This window comes from Pseudomonas sp. PDM14 (genome assembly GCF_014851905.1).
GTDB lineage: Bacteria > Pseudomonadota > Gammaproteobacteria > Pseudomonadales > Pseudomonadaceae > Aquipseudomonas.
This window is the reverse complement of sequence record NZ_JACVAQ010000001.1, coordinates 1,347,048-1,366,402: the sequence shown is the minus strand read 5'-3', so window position 1 is coordinate 1,366,402 and position 19,355 is coordinate 1,347,048. Positions and strand designations below refer to the sequence as shown.

Below are 19,355 nucleotides of genomic sequence, written 5' to 3'. Positions count from 1 at the left end.
TTGGGGGCAGTGTGATCCTTCGGCCAGAGCGTTTGCGGTGATGCACGGATGGAACCCTCTCCCTCCGGGAGAGGGCAGGGTGAGGCAGGCGGCCCCAGTTCAAGCCCGGAAAGTCAGCCTCAGCCGAAAGCCTCAATACGCCCGCTGCCTCAGCACTCGATAATATTCACCGCCAATCCCCCGCGCGCCGTCTCCTTGTACTTGCTCTTCATGTCCGCGCCCGTCTGGCGCATGGTGCGGATCACCTTGTCCAGCGAGATGAAGTGCCGGCCATCGCCGCGCAGGGCCATGCGTGCGGCGTTGAGCGCCTTCACCGAGCCCATGGCGTTGCGCTCGATGCACGGCACCTGCACCAGCCCGCCGACCGGGTCGCAGGTCAGCCCGAGGTTGTGCTCCATGCCGATTTCCGCGGCGTTCTCCACCTGGGCGATGGTGCCGCCGAGCACCTCGCACAGCGCCCCGGCGGCCATCGAGCAGGCCACGCCGACCTCGCCCTGGCAGCCGACTTCGGCGCCGGAGATCGAGGCGTTTTCCTTGTACAGAATGCCGATGGCCGCGGCGGTGAGCAGGAAATTGATCACCCCGTCGTCGCTGGCGCCGGGCACGAAGCGCCGGTAGTAGTGCAGCACCGCCGGGACGATGCCGGCCGCGCCGTTGGTGGGCGCGGTGACCACCCGCCCGCCGCTGGCGTTCTCCTCGTTCACCGCCAGGGCGTAGAGGTTGACCCAGTCGAGCATGGTCAGCGGGTCGCGCAGGCTGGCTTCCGGGCTGGCGCTCAATTGCTGGTACAGCGCGGCGGCGCGGCGGCGCACCTTGAGCCCCCCGGGCATGATGCCCTCGTTGCGGCAGCCGGCCGTGACGCAGTCCTGCATCACCTGCCAGATCGCCAGCAGGCGGCTGCGCGTTTCCGCTTCCGGACGCCACACCGCCTCGTTGGCCAGCATCAGTTGGCTGATGCTGAGGCCGTGTTCGGCGCACAGGGCCAGCAGTTCCCTGGCGGTGGTGAAGGGGTAGGGCAGCACGGTGCTGTCCTCGACGATGCGATCCAGGCCGGCGGCTTCCTCATCGACGACGAAGCCGCCACCCACCGAGTAGTACTCGCGCGCGCGCAGTTGCAAACCGGCCGCGTCGAACGCGCGGAAGATCATGCCGTTGGGGTGAAAGGCCAGCGGTTTGCGGATCAGCGCCAGGTGTTCCTTCTCGACGAAGCGGATGACCTTCTCGCCGCCCAGGTTCAGCTCGCCGCGCGCGCGGATTTGCGCCAGGCGCGGTTCGATGGTGGCGGTGTCGATACTGTCCGGCTGGTCACCCTCGAGGCCGAGTAGCACTGCCTTGTCGCTGCCGTGGCCCTTGCCGGTGGCGCCGAGCGAACCGTACAGCTCGGCCCTGATCGTCGCGGTCGCGCCCAGCAGGTTCTCGCGGCGCAGGCCGTCGACGAAACGCGCGGCCGCGCGCATCGGCCCGACGGTGTGCGAGCTGGACGGGCCGATGCCGATCTTGAACAGGTCGAAGACGCTGAGTGCCATGACGGGTTCCACCAAGGGGATCGGCTCAGCTTAGACCCTGAGTCCGGCTGGCCGAATACAGGATTGCGACAGACAAGGTGACCTGGTGCGCGCAGTGCATGGCCCGGACGGCGCGGCGTGCCGGCCATCGCGCTGGCTGAACTTAGCGTTGCGCCGCTGCTTCTACCGAATGACGCCCCGTCTCCGAGGAAGCACCCATGCGCACCCTGCAACAGTTCTCGCGCGGCCTGATCGCCGCGACGCTGATCACCCTGGCCGGCACCGCTGCCGTGGCCGCCAGCGAAAAGATCGACGATCAGGACTTCATCGAGGAAGCCTCGGCCAGGGGCATCGCCGAAATCGAAACGGCCAGGCTCGCCCTGGAAAAAAGCACATCGCCGCAAGTCAGGGACTTCGCCAACGCCATGATGGCCGACCACACCGTGGCCAATCAGAAACTGGTCGCCCTGGCGGCGACCAAGAACCTCGAAGCCGCCGATGAGGCGGCGCTGGTCAACCAGGCCAAGGCGCTGGTTCTCAAGCTGCGCGGCGAGGCCTCCTTCGACAAGGCCTACGCCAATAACCAGGTGGTCGCACACGGCGAGACCGTCGAGCTGTTCCGCAAGGCGGCGCGGTCCACCGATGCCGACATCAGCGGCTTCGCCACCACCATTCTGCCCAAGCTGGAGCACCACCTGCAGCAGGCCGAAGAATTGGCTGCCACGCTCGGCGCCGACCAGTAACGCGTCGCCAGCGGTTTCGCGACAGGCAGGAAAAAAGCCCGGATCATCCGGGCTTTTTCACGCCTGCTTACTGCGCTCAGCCCTTGCTGTGCCCCGCTGAGCTCCCGGCGTTCGACCATGCCGCGTGGGCCGGCCATGCCCCACACCGCCAGGCCGATCACCGGGAGCAGGCAGATGCCGTGCCCACAGGTCGAGCCGCAGGATGATCACGGCCGCACCGATGAAGAGCAGGATCGGGGGATTGAGCATGGCGGCATTCCGTGCTCAATGGCTGTGACGCTCAGGCTCGTTGCCGCCGCGGCAGGCAGTTCAGGTTTGCCGCGGGACGACGTTCAGCGCACCACCAGTACCACCTTGCCCTTGACGTGGCTGTGTTCGAGGAAGTCCTGCGCTTCGGCCACCTCTTCCAGGGGAAAGGTCTTGCTCAGCACCGGGCGCACCTGGCCGCTCTCGATCAGGCGGGCGATCTTCTCCAGTTGCTCACCGTCGGGTTCGACGAGGAAGAACGTGCCGATCTTGCCTTGCGCCTCTGGCCGCTCGCTCTTTGGTTCGCTGAGGGTCGACACCAGCCTGCCGCCTTCGCGTAACACGGCCCAGGAGCGCTCCTGGGTTTCTCCGGCGACCAGGTCGATCACCAGGTCGATATTCTGGCAGATGTGTTCGAAGTGCTGCGCCTCGTAGTCGATAGCCAGGTCAGCGCCAAGCGAACGGAGGAATTCCAGGTTCTCTGCCGATGCCGTCGCATACACGGTGGCTCCCGCCGCCTTGGCCAATTGCACGGCAAAGTGACCGACGCCGCCGCTGGCGCCGTGGATCAGCACCGACTGCTCGGCTTGCAGCTTTCCATGGTCGAACAGCGCCTGCCACGCGGTCTGCGCCGCCAGAGGGACACTCGCCGCCGTGGCGAAGTCGAGCTTGGGCGGCACCGGCGCGACGTAGCTGGCCTTGACCAGCGCATAGTCGGCATAGCTGCCATCGGCGCCGACCATGGAGAACACCGCGTCGCCCTTGCGTACGTTGCTCACACGGCTACCGACCGCCTGGACGATGCCGGCCAGGTCGCGGCCCAGGGTCAGCGGCAACTGGTCGGCCTGCACTGGCGGGAACTGGCCTTCGCGAATCTTGTAGTCGACCGGGTTGATGCTCGCCGCACCGACCTGGATCAGTACCTCGTCGGGCGCCGGGGTGGGAATCTCGACACTCTCCATGTGGATCACATCGGCGCTGCCAAACTGGTGGATCCGCGCTGCGTTCATGGTGGTCATGGGGTTCTCCTGAAACATGAGGGACAGAGCGGCTGACTGCCGGCGTCGCGCCGGGTTCACGCCGCCTGCCGAATGGCCTGGATTGTGATCGGTTACCGCTGGCGCGACCGGCGGCAGCTAAATCAGCCTGAACACCGCATGGCTCTAGGCTCTCGAAACAGATGAGCCCACTGCCTCGTGACGTGATCGCCATGCCCACGCAAAAGCCTGATACCCCACAGCGCGACCCACAGCCGCCCACGCCGCGGGACGAGAAGCGCGAACCGGGCGGACATGCCCCCGAACGTCGGGAGCCCGATGAACCGGTCCACCCGGACGAACGTGGCCCCGTCAAGCGCGAAGACCCGGAGACGTTGCCGGACGACCCGGACATCGCCGGCGAAGACGGCTCCAACCAGCCGAGCTGAACGCCGCCATGCCGAGGCCGCCCGAGCAGCTCGAGCTGTTTCCCGAGGAGGATGCTCCGCCCGTGGACATGCCCGTCACCCTGGTGCCGCCCCCCGTCACCGACCTGGCCGCGGTGCTGCGCGAGCATGCCGAGCCGTTGCCGGATATCGATTCGCCGCAGTTCGCCACTCTGTTCGACCGTTTCGCCGATGCACGGGTGGTGCTGATCGGCGAGGCCAGCCACGGCACCGCCGAGTTCTACCGTGCCCGCGCCGCGATCACCCGGCGGCTGGTCGAGCAGCACGGCTTTGGCATCGTCGCCATCGAGGGCGACTGGCCGGATGCCAGCGCCATCGATCAGCACGTGCGTGGCCTGCCGCGAGTGGTCAGTCGTGAGCCGCTGTTCGGCCGCTTCCCCAGCTGGATGTGGCGCAATCGCGAGGTCACCGAGTTCATCGCCTGGCTGCACGCCTTCAACCAGCCGCGCGTGCTCTCCGAACGCGTCGAGTTCCGTGGCCTGGACATCTACAGCCTGCGCAGTTCGATCAGCGAAGTGCTGGCCTACCTGGAACGCACCGACCCAGCCCGCGCGGTCCATGCACGGGCCCGCTACAGCTGCCTGACGCCCTGGCAGGACGATCCGGTGGCCTACGCTCAGTGGGTCGAATGGGCCCGCCGTGACGCTTGCGAAGACGCCGTGGTCAAGCAGCTGCAGGCCCTGCTGGCGCAGCGCGTGGCGACGCCGGCGGAGAGTGACGAGGCGCTGTTCGACGCCGAGCAGAACGCCCGTGTGGTGCGCGCCGCCGAGCAGTACTACCGCAGCCTCTATCGCGCCGGTGAGTCGTCGTGGAACCTGCGCGATACCCACATGTTCGACACCCTGCAGCGGTTCATGAAACACCGCGGCCCGGAAGCTCGGGCGGTGATCTGGGCGCACAACTCGCATATCGGCAACGCCGCGGCGACCGAGATGGGCTGGCAGGGGCAGCTCAGCCTCGGCCAGCTTTGCCGGATTGCCTGGGGCGAGCAGGCGGTGCTGATCGGCATGGGCACCGACCGCGGCGACGTGGCTGCCGCCGACGACTGGGACGGCCCGCTGCAGATCAAACAGGTGCGCCCGAGCCTGGCCGACAGCTGGGAGCAGCAGTTTCTCCTGGCCGGCGTGCCGGCTTCGCTCACCGACTGGCGCGGCGCCGAGCGTGCGGCCTTTCGCGCGACCCTGAGCACGGCGTTGCTGCAGCGGGCCATCGGCGTGATCTACCGGCCGGACAGCGAGCGCGCCAGTCACTACTTTCAGGCCGTGCTCGGCGAGCAGTTCGACGCCTACCTGTGGTTCGCCGAAACCACGGCGGTGGCGCCAGTCGGCCAGGTGTCGTCGAGCAGCGCTGGCGAGGCGGACACCTATCCCTTCGGCGTCTGAGAGGGCGGATGTCGGCGGCGCATGCGGGAAAGGCCGCAGCGGCCGCCGGGCAACGTAGAATCCCGCCCGAGAAATAGCGTTTCGAGGTCGTACAGGTGGATCTACAGCAGGGCTTCGTCCTGACCCGGCATTGGCGCGACACGCCCGCAGGCACGGAAGTCGAATTCTGGCTGGCCACCGATCACGGCCCGCGCAAGGTGCGCCTGCCGTATCAACCCTCGGTGGCGTTCATCCCTGCCGAGCAGCGGGCGCGGGCCGAGGTGGCGCTGCGTGGCGAGCGCGATGTGGAGCTGCGTCCGCTGGGGCTGCGCGACTTCCGCCAGCGCCCGGTGCTCGGCCTGTACTGCCGCCAGCACCGCCAGCTGATGAACCTCGACAAGCCGCTGCGCAAGGCCGGTGTGGACATCTACGAAGCCGACATCCGCCCGCCGGAGCGCTACCTGATGGAGCGCTTCATCACCGCGCCGGTGTGGTTCGGCGGCGTGGCGGACGCCGCGGGTCTGCTCCACGAGGCGCAGCTGAAACCGGCACCGGACTACCGCCCGCCGCTGCGCCTGGTCTCCCTGGACATCGAAACCACCGCCCACGGCGAGCTGTATTCCATCGCCCTCGAAGGCTGCGGCCAGCGTCAGGTGTACATGCTCGGCCCACCCAACCGCCAGGCACAGGTGGACTTCGCGCTCGAGTATTGCGACAGCCGCGGGCAGCTGCTGGAACGCCTCAACGACTGGTTCGCCGCCCATGACCCGGATGCGATCATCGGCTGGAACCTGGTGCAGTTCGACCTGCGCGTGCTGCACGAGCACTCGCAGCGGCTAAAGGTGCCACTGCGTCTGGGGCGTGGCGGCGAAGTGATGGGCTGGCGCGCCCACGAAAGCAGCAACCACTATTTCGCCGCGGCTGCCGGGCGCTGGATCATCGACGGCATCGAGGCGCTGCGCTCGGCCACCTGGAGCTTCCCCTCGTTCAGCCTGGAGAACGTCGCGCAGACCCTGCTCGGCGAGGGCAAGGCCATCGACACGCCATACCAGCGCATGGACGAGATCAACCGCATGTTCGCCGAGGACAAGCCGGCGCTGGCCACCTACAACCTCAAGGACTGCGAACTGGTCACGCGGATCTTCGCCAAGACCGAGCTGCTCACCTTCCTTCTGGAGCGGGCCACGGTCACCGGCCTGCCGGTGGATCGCAGTGGCGGCTCGGTGGCGGCCTTCTGTCACCTGTACATGCCGCTGATGCACCGCCAGGGGTTCGTCGCGCCGAACCAGGGCGAGCGCATGCCCGAGGCCAGCCCCGGCGGCTTCGTCATGGATTCCTCGCCGGGCCTGTATGACTCGGTGCTGGTGCTGGACTACAAGAGCCTGTATCCGTCGATCATCCGCACCTTCCTGATCGACCCGCTGGGACTGATCGAGGGCCTGCGCGACCCCGACGAAAGTGCTTCGGTGCCAGGCTTTCGCGGGGCGCGTTTCTCCCGCAGCCGCCACTGCCTGCCGGCCATCGTCGCCCGCGTGGCCGAGGGCCGCGAGGCGGCCAAGCGCGAGGGCAACGCGCCGCTGTCGCAGGCACTGAAGATCATCATGAATGCCTTCTACGGCGTGCTCGGCTCCAGCGGTTGCCGTTTCTTCGACCCGCGGCTGGCCTCGTCCATCACCCTGCGCGGCCACGAGATCATGCGCCGCACCCGCGCGCTGATCGAAGCCCAGGGCCACGTGGTGATCTACGGCGACACCGACTCGACGTTCGTCTGGCTCGGTCACGCACACGACGAGGCTGACGCCGCGCGCATCGGCCGCGCGCTGGTGGCGCACGTCAACCAGTGGTGGCGCGAACACCTGCAACAGGAATTCGGCCTCGACAGTGCGCTGGAACTGCAATTCGAGACGCACTTCCGGCGCTTTCTGATGCCGACCATTCGGGGCGCGGAGGAGGGCAGCAAGAAGCGCTACGCCGGCCTCAAGCGCCTCGCCGATGGCAGCGAGGAGATGGTCTACAAGGGCCTGGAAACCGTGCGCACCGACTGGTCGCCGCTGGCCCAGCAGTTCCAGCAGGAGCTGTACCAGTTGATCTTCAACCGCCAGCCGCACCGCGAGTACGTGCGCGATTTCGTGCGCCGCACCCTGGCCGGTGAACTGGACGAGCTATTGATCTACCGCAAGCGCCTGCGCCGGCGCCTTGACGACTACCAGCGCAACGTACCGCCGCACGTGCGCGCCGCGCGCCTGGCCGACGAGTACAACGTGCGCCAGGGCCGCCCGCAGCAATACCAGCGCGGCGGGCGCATCAGCTACCTGATGACCGTGGCCGGCCCCGAACCCCTGGAAACCCGCCACGCGCCGATCGACTACGACCACTACGTGACGCGCCAGCTGCAACCGGTGGCGGACGCCATCCTGCCCTTCGTCGACGACGACTTCACCGCGCTGATCGATGGGCAGATGGGCTTGTTCTGAGCGTCTTGCCTGCCGCACCTGGCGGCAGGCCGGCGTGGCTTACCAGCGCAGCGAGACGCTGCCCAGCACGGTGCGTTCTTCACCCCAGTAGCAGCGCCCGGCGTTGTTGCAGCCGGCCACGTATTCCTGGTCGAAGAGGTTCTTCGCGTTGATCTCGGCCGACCAGTGTTCGTCGAGGGTGTAGCCGATGGCGGCGTCGACCAGGGTCACGTCGCCGGTGTCCAGCGTGCCATACAGCGATGCGGCGGTGTAGGCGAAGGTGCTGTCGAAGTGGCGCACGCCGCCACCAACGTGCAGGCCCTTGAGCATGCCGTCGAGGAAGCGGTAGGTGGCCCAGGCCGAGGCCTGATTGCGTGGCACGCCGGTCATCTGGTGACCTTCGAGCAGCGAGCCCGGTGCGTCCTTGGTGATGCGTGAGTCGGTGTAGGTGTAGGCCGCGGTGACGTTGAGGTTTTCGCTCAGGTCGCTGTTGAGTTCCAGCTCCACGCCCTTGGCGCGGCTCTCGCCGACCTGGCGGTAGTCGTTGGCAAGGCTGTCGAAGATCACGTCATCCTGTTTGCGCAGGTCGTACACCGAGGCGGTCATGGAGGTGTTCCAGCCCTTCGGCTCGTACTTCACGCCCACTTCGTACTGCTCGGCGGTGGTTGGCTCCAGCGGGCCCGAACGGCTGGTGGTCTGCTGGGTCGGGGCGAAGGCGGTGGAGTAGCTGATGTACGGCGTCACGCCGTTGTCGAACTGATACATCAAGCCGGTCTGCCAGGTGAAATCGCTATCCCAGTAGTCGATGTCGGCGGCCGCGTTGGTGGTGCCGGGCTTGTTGCGGTACTGGCTGTTGACCCGGTCGAAGCGGCCACCGAGGAGGAATATCCACTTGTCGTACTTGCTCTGCAGCTGGCTATAGGCGCCGTACATGTCCTGGTCGAGCTGGGCGTTCTGCACGGCGATCGTGGTGTTCGGCGTGCTGGTCCAGACCGGGTCGAAAACGTTGATCACGCCGCCAAACCCGGCTTTCCAGTTCTGGTTGAACGAGGTGCGGTCGAAGCTGGCGCCGAGCAGCACGGTGTGATCGACCTCGCCGCTGGCGAAGTGGCCTTCGAACTGGTTGTCCAGCGAGTAAGCCAGCGACTTGTTGCTGCGATCGTAGGCGGTGTAGGTGACGTTGGTGCCGAAGCCACCGCCGTTCAGTGCGCCCGGCCAGGTCTCGCGGCGATCGATGCGCGATTGCATGTAGCGCGAGTTCTGGCGGAACTGCCAGGTGTCGTTCAGCTGGTGGGCGAACTCGTAGCCGAGGGTCCAGATTTCCCGCTCGAACTTGTTCCAGTCGGGGTGGCCGAGCAGGGTGTTCTTGTCGATCTTGCCGTTGGGGTTGTCGAGCAGCGTGCCGGCGGCCGGGTAGCCCAGCTCCATCAGCGTGCGGTCGCGCTGGTAGGTGGAGAGCAGCGTCAGGCTGGTGCTGTCGGCGAGGTTCAGGGTCAGCGACGGGGCGAAGTAGAAGCGGTCATCCGGCTGGTGATCGACCTGGGTGTCGGCGTTGCGCCCGAGCAGCACCACGCGCCCGAGTACGTTGCCTTCATCGGTCAGCGGCCCGGATACATCGACGCCGAGCTGGCGGCGGTTGTTCGAACCGTAGGTGAGCTGTACTTCGCCGCGCTGTTCGGCGGTCGGCCGCTTGCTGACCATGTTGACCACACCGCCCGGCGCGTTCTCGCCGTAGAGAATCGATGTCGGGCCGCGGAACACTTCCACGCGCTCCAGGCCGTAGGGTTCGCTGGTACTGTCGTAGCGGTTGCCCTGCACCCGCAGACCATCGCGCAGCAGGCCGTAACCCCAGTCGGTGGCGTTGAAACCGCGAACGAAGAACAGGTCGCCGGCCAGGCCGTCACCGGCAGCGAAGGGCGGCGCGAAGATGCCCGGCACGTAGCCGAGGACTTCGGTGAGGGTCTGCGACTTCTGGTCTTCCATGCGCTGGCGGGTGACCACCGAGATTGAACGCGGGGTTTCCGCCAGCGAGGTGCTGGTCTTGCTCGCCGTGCGGCTGGCTGGTGCTTTGTAACCGCGGTCGTCCGACAGGCCATTGCCGTTCAGGCTGGCGCCGATCACCGAGGTGGCATCCAGTTGCAGCGCGCCGTTCTGCGGCGCCGGTTGCAGCACGTAGCCTCCACCGCTCTGCGCCAGGGCCTGGATGCCGCTGCCTTCGAGCAGGCGCGCCAGGCCCTGGGCGACGGTGTAGCGGCCGTTGAGGCCTTTGCTGGTCTTGCCGGCGGTCAGGTCGTTGTGTCCGGCGAGGAATATGCCGGCCTGGTTGCTGAACGCGGTCAGCGTGCTGCCCAGCGAGCCGGGCGCGATGCTGTAGAGGCGTTCGCCGGCCTGCGCCTGCTGCGTGGTTTCGGCGTGGACTACGGCGGCCGGCAGCAGGGCCGGTGCGAGCAGGGCGACCGGCAGGGCGAGTGCCAGAGGGCGCAGGGCGAAGCGGGCGGTGAAGTGGGCAGGCAAAGGCATGATGTCCCCAGTTTCGATTCGGTGATTGAGCGTGTCTGTTGGGGGTTAAACCGAACGAAACGGAAAAAGGGGAACTGCCAAAGAATATTTTTTTGCAGGAGGGTCAGGCCGGTTCGACGCTGACCCACCAGGGCATCAGGCGCTGCACGCGAACCGGCAGCGCCGCACTGAGCAGCAGCAGGGCCTGGTCGGTGTCGTCGAGCGGGAAGGCCCCCACCACCGGCAGGCTGGCGACGGCGGGGTCGCAACCGAGGTAGCCGTGGCGGTAGCGGCTCAACTCGTCCAGCAGTTGCCCGAGCGGCATGTTCTCGGCGACGAGCACCTGATTGACCCAGGACTCACCGGCGGTCTGCGCCGGGCCGGGCTGGGTGATCGCCAGGCGGGTGAAGTCGACCTGATGCCCGGCGTCGATGACTTCGATCTTGCCGCTTTCGCGGGTGCTGACTTCGACGGCGCCCTGGTAGACGTTGAGGCGGGTGAGGTCGTCCATCTGCTTGACGCCGAAGCGCGTGCCCAGTGCGCGCATGCGTCCCTGGGCACTGTCGATGAGGAACGGGCGCGGGTCCTTGGCAGTGTCGATCAACACCTCACCGAAGTGCAGGCGCAGCAGGCGCTGCTCGGCGCTGAAGTCGGCATCCACCGCGCTGATCGCGCTCAGCCACAGGCGCGTGCCGTCGGCCAGCACGGTTTTGCGGGTTTCCCCGGTGCGCGTGGCGAAGTCCGCCGTCCAGCTTCCGACCAGGCGCGGCAGCGGCGTACTGCGCCAGGCGCTCCAGCCGAGCATCGAACCGGCGCCCAGCACCATCAGGCTCTTCAGACCCTGGCGGCGACTGAAGCGGCCGGGTTCGCTGTGGCGCAGCATGCGGCTCGCACTGTCACGCTCGCCTTCGGCCTGCAGTGGTGCGAAGCGCTGGCCGACGCGTTCGACGTAGCGCCAGGCGTCCTGATGGTCGCCATGCTGGTCGAGCCACAACTGCCACTGATCGCGTTGCTGCGCGGTGCTGTTTTCGTCGTGCAGCAGCACATACCAGTTGGCCGCCTGTTGCAGGCTGGCGTGGCTGAGTTTCTTCTCCGACTGCGCCATGTTCGTCACTCGATCAGCAGGCCGTCGAGCTCGGCCTCCAGCACGGCGCAGTGCAGGAAAGCCTGGGCCAGGTATTTCTTCACCATGCGCTCGGATACCCCGAGTTCCTCGGCGATGCTGCGGTACGGCAGGCCGTCGATCCGCGCGAGGAGAAAGGCTTGGCGTACCTTGCTCGGCAGACGCAGCAGCATGGCATCGACTTCGTGCAGGGTTTCTATGATCAGCGCGCGCTGTTCCGGCGATGCCTGCAGGTGTGCGGGGCGCGCGGCAAGGGATTCCAGCCAGGCCTGTTCCAGCTGTCGACGCCGCCAATGGTCGATGCACAGGCCGCGGGCGATGGTCGCCAGGTAGGAACGCTCGCCACTGAGGCCATCGAAGCTGCGCGGGCGCAGCAGCACGCGCAGGAAGGTGTCCTGCAGCAGGTCGGCAGCATCGAAGCGGCTGCCCAGGCGACGATGCAGGAAGCCGAGCAGCCAGCGCGAATGGCTGACATACAGAGAATGGACCGACGGAGCGTCAAGCGGTGGCGTCGAGGACACGGCAGGTTCCGGCGCCGATGCGCCTCAAGTGCAGATGGGAATTAGTTTCAATAATACTGGCCAAGTCATGGCGCTGCAATCAGCTGCTGCCGGGTTTCGACATAGGGGCGGCGGGGCATGGCTCTTGCTTCGCATACGCCGGAAACGCCGAAGGCCGGGGATGCCGGCCTTCTGGTGGTGAATTAATGTCGCTGGGCTCGATAACAGTGCAGGATATGCGCTGCCCGCGGCCTGTCAGCCTCGCTGTCACACGTGGGTGCTAGTGTCCGCGCTCTGCGGGTAATCGTTGCGATTCATATTGGGCCATGCAGGCTCTCCGTTACAGCCAGCAAGGATGCCGTTGATGTCGTTGTCGTCGAAATGCCTGGAGCGTGTGCTGATCGTCGGCACGCTGGTACTGCTAGTGTGGTTGCCGCTACCGATTGGCAGCAACCGCGACTGGTCCGTTGCGCTGCTCGTGCTGATGTGTGCGTTGCTCGGCGTCGGCTGGGCGATCAACACTCTGCGGCGCAACCGCGAGAGTGGCCCGACGCTCAAGGCCGGGTTGCCGATGCTCGGCCTGCTGCTGCTCTGCCAGGTCTGGGTGCTGGTGCAATGGCTGGCGGGGCTGACGGTGGACGGCGGCAGCACCTTCCAGAGCCTGGTGCTCGGATGTGCGTACTGCCTGCTGTTCCTGCTGGTGGTCGACCTGTTCCGCACCCGCAAGCGCTTGAGCCTGCTGCTGGCGACGCTGGCCGTGAGTGGTACGTTCCAGGCGTTCTTCGGCGTGGTGATGACTCTGTCGGGCGTGGAGAGCCTGCTGCTCGTCGCCAAGACCAGCTACCTGGGCGATGCCACCGGCACGTTCATCAACCGCAATCACCTGGCCGGCTATCTGGAAATGACCCTGGCCTGCGGAATTGGCCTGTTACTGGCGCTACGCGACGAGCGCCCGTTTCGCTGGGTCAACCTGCTGGAGGTGCTGCTCGGGCCGAAGGCGCGCCTGCGCCTGGCCCTGATCCTGATGATGATCGCGCTGGTGATGAGTCACTCGCGCATGGGTAACACGGCGTTCTTTGCCAGCCTGATACTGGTCGGTGCGGTGTTCCTGCTGGCGGACAAGGCCAATCGCCTGCGCAATTCGGTGATTCTGGCCAGCTTCGTATTGCTCGATGTGCTGATCGTCAGCCAGTACTTTGGGCTGCAGCGTCTGGTTGATCGAATCACCAATACGCAGTTTCACAGCGTGATGGTCGATGGGCAGATGGTAGAAGCCAACGAGTTGCGCGACGATGTGTTCGCTCAGGCCATCCCACTTGCGCGGGAGCATTGGCTGGCCGGGCATGGCGCCGGCACCTTCGAGGTGGTGTTCCCGCGGGTCGCCGGCGAGGAGATCGCCTACCACTTCGACCATGCCCACAACGACTATCTGCAGTTCGTCATCGAGTACGGCGTGCTGGGCAGCCTGCCGCTGCTACTGTTCGTGCTCTGGGCGCTGTACCAGGCGCAACGCGCCATGTGGCTGCGCGAGTCGGTCTACCGGAGTGGCGTGGGGTTTGGTGCCAGTGTGGGCATCGTCGCACTGTTGATTCACTCGCTCGCCGACTTCAACCTGCAGATCCCGGCCAACGCGGCGACATACGTGGTGATCTGTGCCATCGGCGTGCTCGCCAATCATCACTATCGTGAGCGCCGGGCGCGACCACGGGGCTGAGCGCGTCGCTCTAGGCCTCGTCAGCAACCCGACGCGTCGCGATCTGCCGGTTGATCCCGCCCGCCACCATGAGCCCGATGAGGACGCCGGTGATGTTGGCGACCATGTCGCCGACCGACGCGGTGCGCATCGGCAGCAGGCCCTGGCCGAGTTCGATCAGCAGCGCCAGCATCAGGCAGTAGAGCACCATCCAGAATGCCTGCACGCGAGGAAAGGCCAGCCGCGCGCTGCATACCAGGGCCGCGAAGGCGGCGGCGTGGTGCAGCCAATCCTGGTGGTTGAACACCTGGGGCACCGGTTCGCTGCGCAGCCCCGCGAAGAGGATGACGACCAGAACGGCGGCAAAGCATGTGATAGAAGCGAGCCTGACCATACTCATATCCCGACTACTTGATATGCAAAGGTTTTTGCAGCGGTTCCTATGGTACCGGGGATGGGCGGGCGATGGGTTTCAGATGCGCTGGAACGGGCGGCATTGATCAACTGCGTGTTTCAGCTTTATCGCACGCCGCCACGAATTATGGTTACAGGCTGGGCTTGGTCTCGATGCCTGTTTGGCGTCGGCTCCAGCGCTTGCCCAGCGCGATACCCGGCAACTCGATGTAGCGATAGGTCAGGCTCGATATGATCAGCACGCCGATCAGCTGCAGGACCACCAGCAGGTTGTTGAGGAGGGCGGAGCCGGTGTTGATGTAGCGGCTGGCATCGCCGGATGCTGGGTTGGGCAGCTCGATCAGCAGGTTCATACCGGTGAGTTTCCCGGCCACGATGAGGGCTGCCGATGTCATGAACAGCAAGGCCGCATGAGTCATGTAGATCGAGTAGGACAGTGTTCCCAGCCATTTGAACGGACGATGCACCAGCAGCGCTGAGCAGGCCCCGGATTCGAAGGCGAATACCAGTATCGCCAGGCAGAACAGCGTGCTGAGCAGAATGTCCTGAGGCGTCGTCGCCAGGCTGAGAACCAGCACGATGGCGCCGAGTACCGTCGCCTCCAGTGCTGTTGCGACAGGACGGCTGAGCCGCCAGTGCTGGATCTTGCTGTAGAGCGCATGGGTCAGCACGCCAGCGAAGAAGCAGCCGAGGCCCTTGAGTGCTTCCTCTGTCAGGACGTCGCTCCTGAGGTACAGCGCGATGAAGGCGAAGAGCGCAATGGCGCTGAATACCGGTCGCGATTGGCCAGGCACTACCACCATGATCAGGGCGAACAGCATGTAGAGGTAGTACTCGATGCTGATGCTCCAGGCGGGATAGTTGAAAGACAGCGGATTGAATCCTGGCCACCAGGACTGCAGGAGCAGGAGATTGGGGGCTATCTCGGCAGTGCTGCGAGGCCCGGTAAAGCTGGCGCTGCCGAAGGTCATGCCGTAGTGCTCGGCCAAGACTTTTAGGCATTCGATGCCGATGAATACCGCCAGCATGACCACGTGCAACGGGTAAAGACGCGCGGTGCGGGTGATGGCAAAGTGGCGGACCTGCTCCCAGTCGTGCAGACGTCCGGCATAGTTGTGGTAGAGCACGAAGCCACTCAAGACGAAAAAGAACTCCACGAAATAGAACGAGTTCCTGAAGAACGTGAGCTCGGTGAAACTCAGCAGTGCATGAGAGTGATAGATCACCACTGCTAGCGCGAAAAGCCCTCGAAAACTATCGAGCACCTGAAATCGCTTCATTGCGTTGTCCTTGCCAATTGATAGGTGAAAGTTACAGCACGGCAGCTACAAGGGCTTTCAGTAGGCCGTGTGGTGCGAAGCTACTTCTGTGCGGAGACGACCGGGTCGAATACCTGGCGGAAGAGTGGGGTCAGCAAATCGCCGCCTCTCTCGTTCATGTGGTCGTCATCGGAGTAGATGGGCTGACCATCCCGGTCTCCGTAGCAGCGCCCATCCCGGCACAGGTAGGGTAAGGGGTCGAGGATCTTCACCCCGCAACGTTCAGTTGCCAGATCCTGGGTCCTCCAGGCGAATGCATTGCGCTGGTGATACTCCTCCAGCGATATCGATACCCTCAGCTGCTCGCCACGCAGTAGTGCCCGGCCCATGATCTTTGGTACATCGACCTTCAACTCGGGAATGGGGCGCAGCATATACACCTGTCGGTGCCTGGCTAACGCACAGGCAGTTGCGATGATGCCTTCGCGCATCGTTTCCAGGTACTCGGGGCTGCGCGAAGCGAAGGGTTCTGTCAGGTACAGGGACGGGACCGATAGCTGCCTGAATTTTTCCGGTTCGTTGGGACCGAAGAGCGCATTCGATGTTCGATTGATGATGATCACCGGCGAGTCTTGCAATGCCGGGTCGTCGTCATTTGCCACTTGGCTGACGAAGCCTCCGCAGGTGTAGGCCGGATCGCCGACCGACTTGATACCGGCGATGGTGGGGCAGTGACTCATGGTCATGTCGAGAATATGCAGCTTTGTGCTTGGCAGTGAGCGTTCTACCGCGCGAACCAGTGCGGCAGCGTGACTGTCTCCGACCACGATGGCCCCCAGCTTCGCTCCACCGTAAGTGCAGCGCGGAACGGCGGTAGAGCGCTCATTGGGCAGGCATTCGTCCCGGCGCGGGTTGATGTTCTGCGCCGCATTGAAGACTTGCTCGATAGTGCCGGGCAGGCGCCCTGGAATGCCGTGCATGATTGCGATGGCCAGACCAGGCAGCAGCAGCGCCAGACTGGCAGCGGCCAGGCTGACAGCGCTGAGCCCGGCCCGCATGCGATTCAGTATGCGGCTGGCCGATTGCTCCACGAGACGATAGGACAGGGCCCCCAGAATCAGCGAGGCCAGCAAGCCGATAGCAATCGCACCGGGTTGCTCCTGCAGTTGCAGGTAGTTCAGCGCCACCACCACTGGCCAGTGCCACAGGTACAGCGAATAGGAGCAGTTCCCCAGCCATTGGGCGACGGGGGTGGCGGTCCAGATCGAGCTCTGCCGAGCAGCGGCCAGGATCAGCATCGCACCCATCACCGGGACCAGTGCGCGCCAACCTGGCCAGGCGCTGCCTTCGTCGAACAGGATGCAGGAGCCGATCACCAGGGCAAATCCGCTGGCTTCCAGCAGCTGGCGCTGCCGACTGCCCAGGCGCAGCTCGCGGGCCAGGAGAAACACCACGCCGCCCGCGAGCATTTCCCAAGCCCTGGTGGGCAGCAGGTAGAACGCCGGCACCGGCTTGATCGGCGTTACCAGTACGCACAGTAGAAGCGACGCCAGCAGAGCGGCGGCGATGGCAATCAGCTGGGTTTTCCGCCCCGGGCGGATCTTCCACACCAGGGCCATCATCACCGGCAGGAGCAGGTAGAACTGCCACTCCACGGACAGCGACCAGGTATGCAGCAGCAGCTTGTCTCGTGAGGCGCTGTCGAAGTAACCGTCTTCGCGCCACAACACGATGTTGGACACAAAGGTCAGGGCGCTGAGCACATGCTTGCCCAGTTTCTCGTAGTCCAGCGACGGTAGAACGAACCACCCCGCCACGGTCAGTACCAGGCAGAGGCCCAGCAGGGCCGGCATTATCCGCCGGGCGCGCGACAGGTAGAACCCGAGGATGGAGAACGGTCGGGTGGCGCACGCATCATTGCGTTCCAGGCCTTTGATGATGATTCCGGTCATCAGAAAGCCGGAGATGACGAAGAACACATCTACGCCGATGAAACCGCCCGACATGCCTGCAATGCCAAAATGAAACAGGACAACGGATACCACTGCCCACGCTCGTAGGCCATTGATATCCACTCGGAAGTCCGTTGCATTCGCTTTCATCATCGTGTGCTCTTTGCGCACGCCGACGCCATCCTGCACTGGTCTCTGACGGCATGCGGTTTAATGGGCTGGCGCCTCGGGAGAGGGGGCCATGTGCGGGGGGCTATTTACCGTTCAGGTAGAGCTGCTCGAAGCAGAAATTGGTTGCCTCTACGTACCCTTCTGCACTCCCGCAGTCGAAGCGCTGACCTTTGAACCGGTAAGCGAGTACGCAGCCGCTCTTGGCTTGCTTGAGGAGGGCATCGGTAATCTGGATTTCGCCGTTCTTGCCTGGCTCGGTATCGGCGATCAGGTCGAAGATATCCGGGGTGAGGATGTAGCGGCCGATGATCGCCATGTTCGAGGGGGCATCTTCAGGCTGGGGCTTCTCCACCATGCTGTGCACGCGGTAGAGGTCCTCACGAATCAGCTCACCGGCGATTACGCCGTACTTGTGCGTCTGGTCCGCGGGCACTTCCTGAATGGCGACGATGGAGCAACGGAACTGGTTGTACAGCTTGATCATCTGGGTCAGTACACCATCGCCGTCGAGGTTGATGCACAGGTCATCCGCCAGCACGACGGCAAATGGCTCGTCTCCAATCAGCGGACGCCCGCAGAGAATGGCGTGCCCCAGGCCATTCATCGCAACCTGGCGGGTATAGGAAAAAGTGCAGCCTTCGATGAGTTCGCGAGTACCGGTGAGGAAGCGTTCCTTGTCGGTGCCGCGAATCTGATGCTCCAGCTCGTAGCTGATATCGAAGTGGTCTTCCAGAGCACGCTTGCCGCGACCGGTGACGATGGCCATGTGTTGCAGGCCGGCGTCGCGGGCTTCCTCGACGCCGTACTGGATCAATGGCTTGTTGACGATAGGCAGCATTTCTTTGGGCATGGCCTTGGTGGCTGGCAAAAAGCGCGTACCGTAACCGGCCGCAGGAAATAGACATTTGCGGATCATGGAGGGCTCCTGGGTCAGGAAAGTGGGTAGTAACGGGTATTAGTGCGCGTATCCCTGAGGATTGGCTGATTGCCAGCGCCAGGTGTCCTGCATCATTTCCTGCAGGCCACGCCGGGCTTGCCAGCCCAGCTCCCTGGCGGCCTTGCCGGGGTCGGCCCAGCACTCGGCGATATCGCCGGCGCGGCGTGGTACCAGTTGATAAGGTACGGGTCGGCCGCTGGCCTGTTCGAAGGCGTGGATCATCTGCAGGACGCTGTAACCGATACCGGTGCCGAGGTTCCAGATGTGCACACCACTGCGGCTCCTGATGCCGTGCAATGCTTTCAGGTGGCCGTCCGCCAGATCCTGAACATGGATGTAGTCGCGCACGCCGGTGCCGTCGATGGTGGGGTAGTCGCCGCCATATACCGGCAGCTGCTCGATTTTTCCGATGGCCACCTGACTGATGTAGGGCAGCAGGTTGTTGGGGATGCCGTTGGGGTCTTCACCAATCATGCCGCTGCTGTGCGCACCGATCGGGTTGAAGTAGCGCAACAGGGCGATACTCCAGCGCGCGTCGGATGCGCACAGGTCGCTCAGCATCCGCTCCACCATCAGTTTGGAGCGCCCGTAGGGATTGGTTGGCATGTTGGTCGGGTAGTCTTCGCAAATGGGCATTCGTGTCGGTTCGCCGTACACCGTTGCCGATGAGCTGAACGCCAGCCAGAACACCTCTGCTCGTGCCATGGCCTGGCATAGACACATGCTGCCCACGACGTTGTTGTCGTAATAGTCCATGGGCTTGCGCACGCTTTCCCCGACGGCTTTCAGACCCGCGAAATGCAGCACAGCGGTAAAGGTGCGACGGGAGAACAGATCATTCAGCAGGGTTGTATCGCGAATGTCGCCCTGAACGAATTCAGGTTTCCTGCCGCAGATCTGCGCTACTCGTCGCAGCGATTCGGCAGAGCTGTTGCTGAGGTTGTCGAGCACCACCACGTCGTAGTTCGCCTCCAACAGCGCCAGTGTCGTATGAGAGCCGATGTAGCCGGCTCCCCCCGTGACCAGAACGGTGTCGTTCATGCTGATGACTTCGT

At 64.7% G+C, this 19,355-nt stretch carries 15 protein-coding genes; 5 read left to right on the top strand and 10 right to left on the bottom strand.

Annotated features, from left to right (window positions below):
- Nucleotides 1-149 precede the first annotated feature (149 nt).
- Nucleotides 150-1,526, bottom strand: coding sequence for an L-serine ammonia-lyase (locus IB229_RS06485; protein WP_192326106.1), 1,377 nt, complete (start codon nt 1,524-1,526; stop codon nt 150-152).
- A gap of 197 nt (nt 1,527-1,723) precedes the next feature.
- On the opposite strand from IB229_RS06485, the gene IB229_RS06480 reads away from it, so the two are divergent.
- Nucleotides 1,724-2,248 (top strand): DUF4142 domain-containing protein, encoded by a 525-nt coding sequence (locus tag IB229_RS06480; protein ID WP_192326104.1) that lies wholly within the window; start codon nt 1,724-1,726, stop codon nt 2,246-2,248.
- Between the two features lie 332 nt (nt 2,249-2,580).
- Here the strand turns inward: IB229_RS06480 and IB229_RS06475 are convergent, their stop codons facing one another.
- Nucleotides 2,581-3,513, bottom strand: a complete 933-nt coding sequence (locus tag IB229_RS06475; protein ID WP_225578924.1) for an NADP-dependent oxidoreductase — start codon at nt 3,511-3,513, stop codon at nt 2,581-2,583.
- Nucleotides 3,514-3,674: 161 nt separating this feature from the next.
- On the opposite strand from IB229_RS06475, the gene IB229_RS06470 reads away from it, so the two are divergent.
- From IB229_RS06470 to IB229_RS06460, 3 genes are all read left to right on the top strand, one after another.
- Entirely contained in the window at nt 3,675-3,920 is a 246-nt protein-coding gene (locus tag IB229_RS06470) for a hypothetical protein (RefSeq protein WP_192326102.1), read from the top strand.
- A gap of 68 nt (nt 3,921-3,988) precedes the next feature.
- Nucleotides 3,989-5,320: an erythromycin esterase family protein gene (locus IB229_RS06465; protein ID WP_225579056.1), complete on the top strand. Its 1,332-nt coding sequence runs from the start codon at nt 3,989-3,991 to the stop codon at nt 5,318-5,320.
- A gap of 95 nt (nt 5,321-5,415) precedes the next feature.
- Nucleotides 5,416-7,773 carry a DNA polymerase II gene (locus IB229_RS06460; RefSeq protein WP_192326098.1) on the top strand — a complete coding sequence of 786 codons (2,358 nt, stop codon included), beginning with the start codon at nt 5,416-5,418 and terminating at the stop codon, nt 7,771-7,773.
- Between the two features lie 39 nt (nt 7,774-7,812).
- On the opposite strand, the gene IB229_RS06455 is transcribed toward IB229_RS06460, so the two are convergent.
- From IB229_RS06455 to IB229_RS06445, 3 genes are all read right to left on the bottom strand, one after another.
- A complete protein-coding gene (locus tag IB229_RS06455) occupies nt 7,813-10,272 on the bottom strand; it encodes a TonB-dependent siderophore receptor (RefSeq protein ID WP_192326096.1) in 2,460 nt (819 codons plus the stop codon).
- Nucleotides 10,273-10,375: 103 nt separating this feature from the next.
- Complete coding sequence (locus tag IB229_RS06450; protein ID WP_192326094.1) at nt 10,376-11,356, bottom strand: FecR domain-containing protein; 981 nt, start codon at nt 11,354-11,356, stop codon at nt 10,376-10,378.
- 5 nt (nt 11,357-11,361) lie between these two features.
- Complete coding sequence (locus IB229_RS06445; RefSeq protein WP_192326092.1) at nt 11,362-11,895, bottom strand: sigma-70 family RNA polymerase sigma factor; 534 nt, start codon at nt 11,893-11,895, stop codon at nt 11,362-11,364.
- A 343-nt stretch (nt 11,896-12,238) separates the two neighbouring features.
- Between IB229_RS06445 and IB229_RS06440 the strand changes: the two genes are divergently transcribed.
- Entirely contained in the window at nt 12,239-13,588 is a 1,350-nt protein-coding gene (locus IB229_RS06440; RefSeq protein ID WP_192326090.1) for an O-antigen ligase family protein, read from the top strand.
- Between the two features lie 10 nt (nt 13,589-13,598).
- Here IB229_RS06440 and IB229_RS06435 read toward each other — a convergent pair whose 3' ends face one another.
- From IB229_RS06435 to galE, 5 genes are all read right to left on the bottom strand, one after another.
- A complete protein-coding gene (locus IB229_RS06435) occupies nt 13,599-13,967 on the bottom strand; it encodes a VanZ family protein (RefSeq protein WP_225578923.1) in 369 nt (122 codons plus the stop codon).
- 145 nt (nt 13,968-14,112) lie between these two features.
- Nucleotides 14,113-15,261, bottom strand: a complete 1,149-nt coding sequence (locus IB229_RS06430; protein WP_192326088.1) for an acyltransferase family protein — start codon at nt 15,259-15,261, stop codon at nt 14,113-14,115.
- Between the two features lie 80 nt (nt 15,262-15,341).
- Entirely contained in the window at nt 15,342-17,363 is a 2,022-nt protein-coding gene (locus IB229_RS06425; RefSeq protein ID WP_192326086.1) for an acyltransferase family protein, read from the bottom strand.
- 82 nt (nt 17,364-17,445) lie between these two features.
- Nucleotides 17,446-18,279 (bottom strand): UTP--glucose-1-phosphate uridylyltransferase GalU, encoded by an 834-nt coding sequence (galU, locus tag IB229_RS06420; protein WP_192326084.1) that lies wholly within the window; start codon nt 18,277-18,279, stop codon nt 17,446-17,448.
- Between the two features lie 39 nt (nt 18,280-18,318).
- Nucleotides 18,319-19,341, bottom strand: coding sequence for a UDP-glucose 4-epimerase GalE (gene galE / locus IB229_RS06415; protein WP_192326082.1), 1,023 nt, complete (start codon nt 19,339-19,341; stop codon nt 18,319-18,321).
- Nucleotides 19,342-19,355: the final 14 nt, after the last annotated feature.

What these genes read in the sequence shown, in the direction of transcription:
- IB229_RS06450 (WP_192326094.1), bottom strand. Translation starts at nt 11,356, where the DNA reads ATGGCGCAGTCGGAGAAGAAACTCAGCCACGCCAGCCTGCAACAGGCG.
- IB229_RS06485 (WP_192326106.1), bottom strand. Translation starts at nt 1,526, where the DNA reads ATGGCACTCAGCGTCTTCGACCTGTTCAAGATCGGCATCGGCCCGTCC.
- IB229_RS06455 (WP_192326096.1), bottom strand. Translation starts at nt 10,272, where the DNA reads ATGCCTTTGCCTGCCCACTTCACCGCCCGCTTCGCCCTGCGCCCTCTG.
- IB229_RS06470 (WP_192326102.1), top strand. Translation starts at nt 3,675, where the DNA reads ATGAGCCCACTGCCTCGTGACGTGATCGCCATGCCCACGCAAAAGCCT.
- IB229_RS06480 (WP_192326104.1), top strand. Translation starts at nt 1,724, where the DNA reads ATGCGCACCCTGCAACAGTTCTCGCGCGGCCTGATCGCCGCGACGCTG.
- galE (WP_192326082.1), bottom strand. Translation starts at nt 19,341, where the DNA reads ATGAACGACACCGTTCTGGTCACGGGGGGAGCCGGCTACATCGGCTCT.
- IB229_RS06435 (WP_225578923.1), bottom strand. Translation starts at nt 13,967, where the DNA reads ATGAGTATGGTCAGGCTCGCTTCTATCACATGCTTTGCCGCCGTTCTG.
- IB229_RS06465 (WP_225579056.1), top strand. Translation starts at nt 3,989, where the DNA reads ATGCCCGTCACCCTGGTGCCGCCCCCCGTCACCGACCTGGCCGCGGTG.
- IB229_RS06475 (WP_225578924.1), bottom strand. Translation starts at nt 3,513, where the DNA reads ATGACCACCATGAACGCAGCGCGGATCCACCAGTTTGGCAGCGCCGAT.
- IB229_RS06430 (WP_192326088.1), bottom strand. Translation starts at nt 15,261, where the DNA reads ATGAAGCGATTTCAGGTGCTCGATAGTTTTCGAGGGCTTTTCGCGCTA.
- galU (WP_192326084.1), bottom strand. Translation starts at nt 18,279, where the DNA reads ATGATCCGCAAATGTCTATTTCCTGCGGCCGGTTACGGTACGCGCTTT.
- IB229_RS06440 (WP_192326090.1), top strand. Translation starts at nt 12,239, where the DNA reads ATGTCGTTGTCGTCGAAATGCCTGGAGCGTGTGCTGATCGTCGGCACG.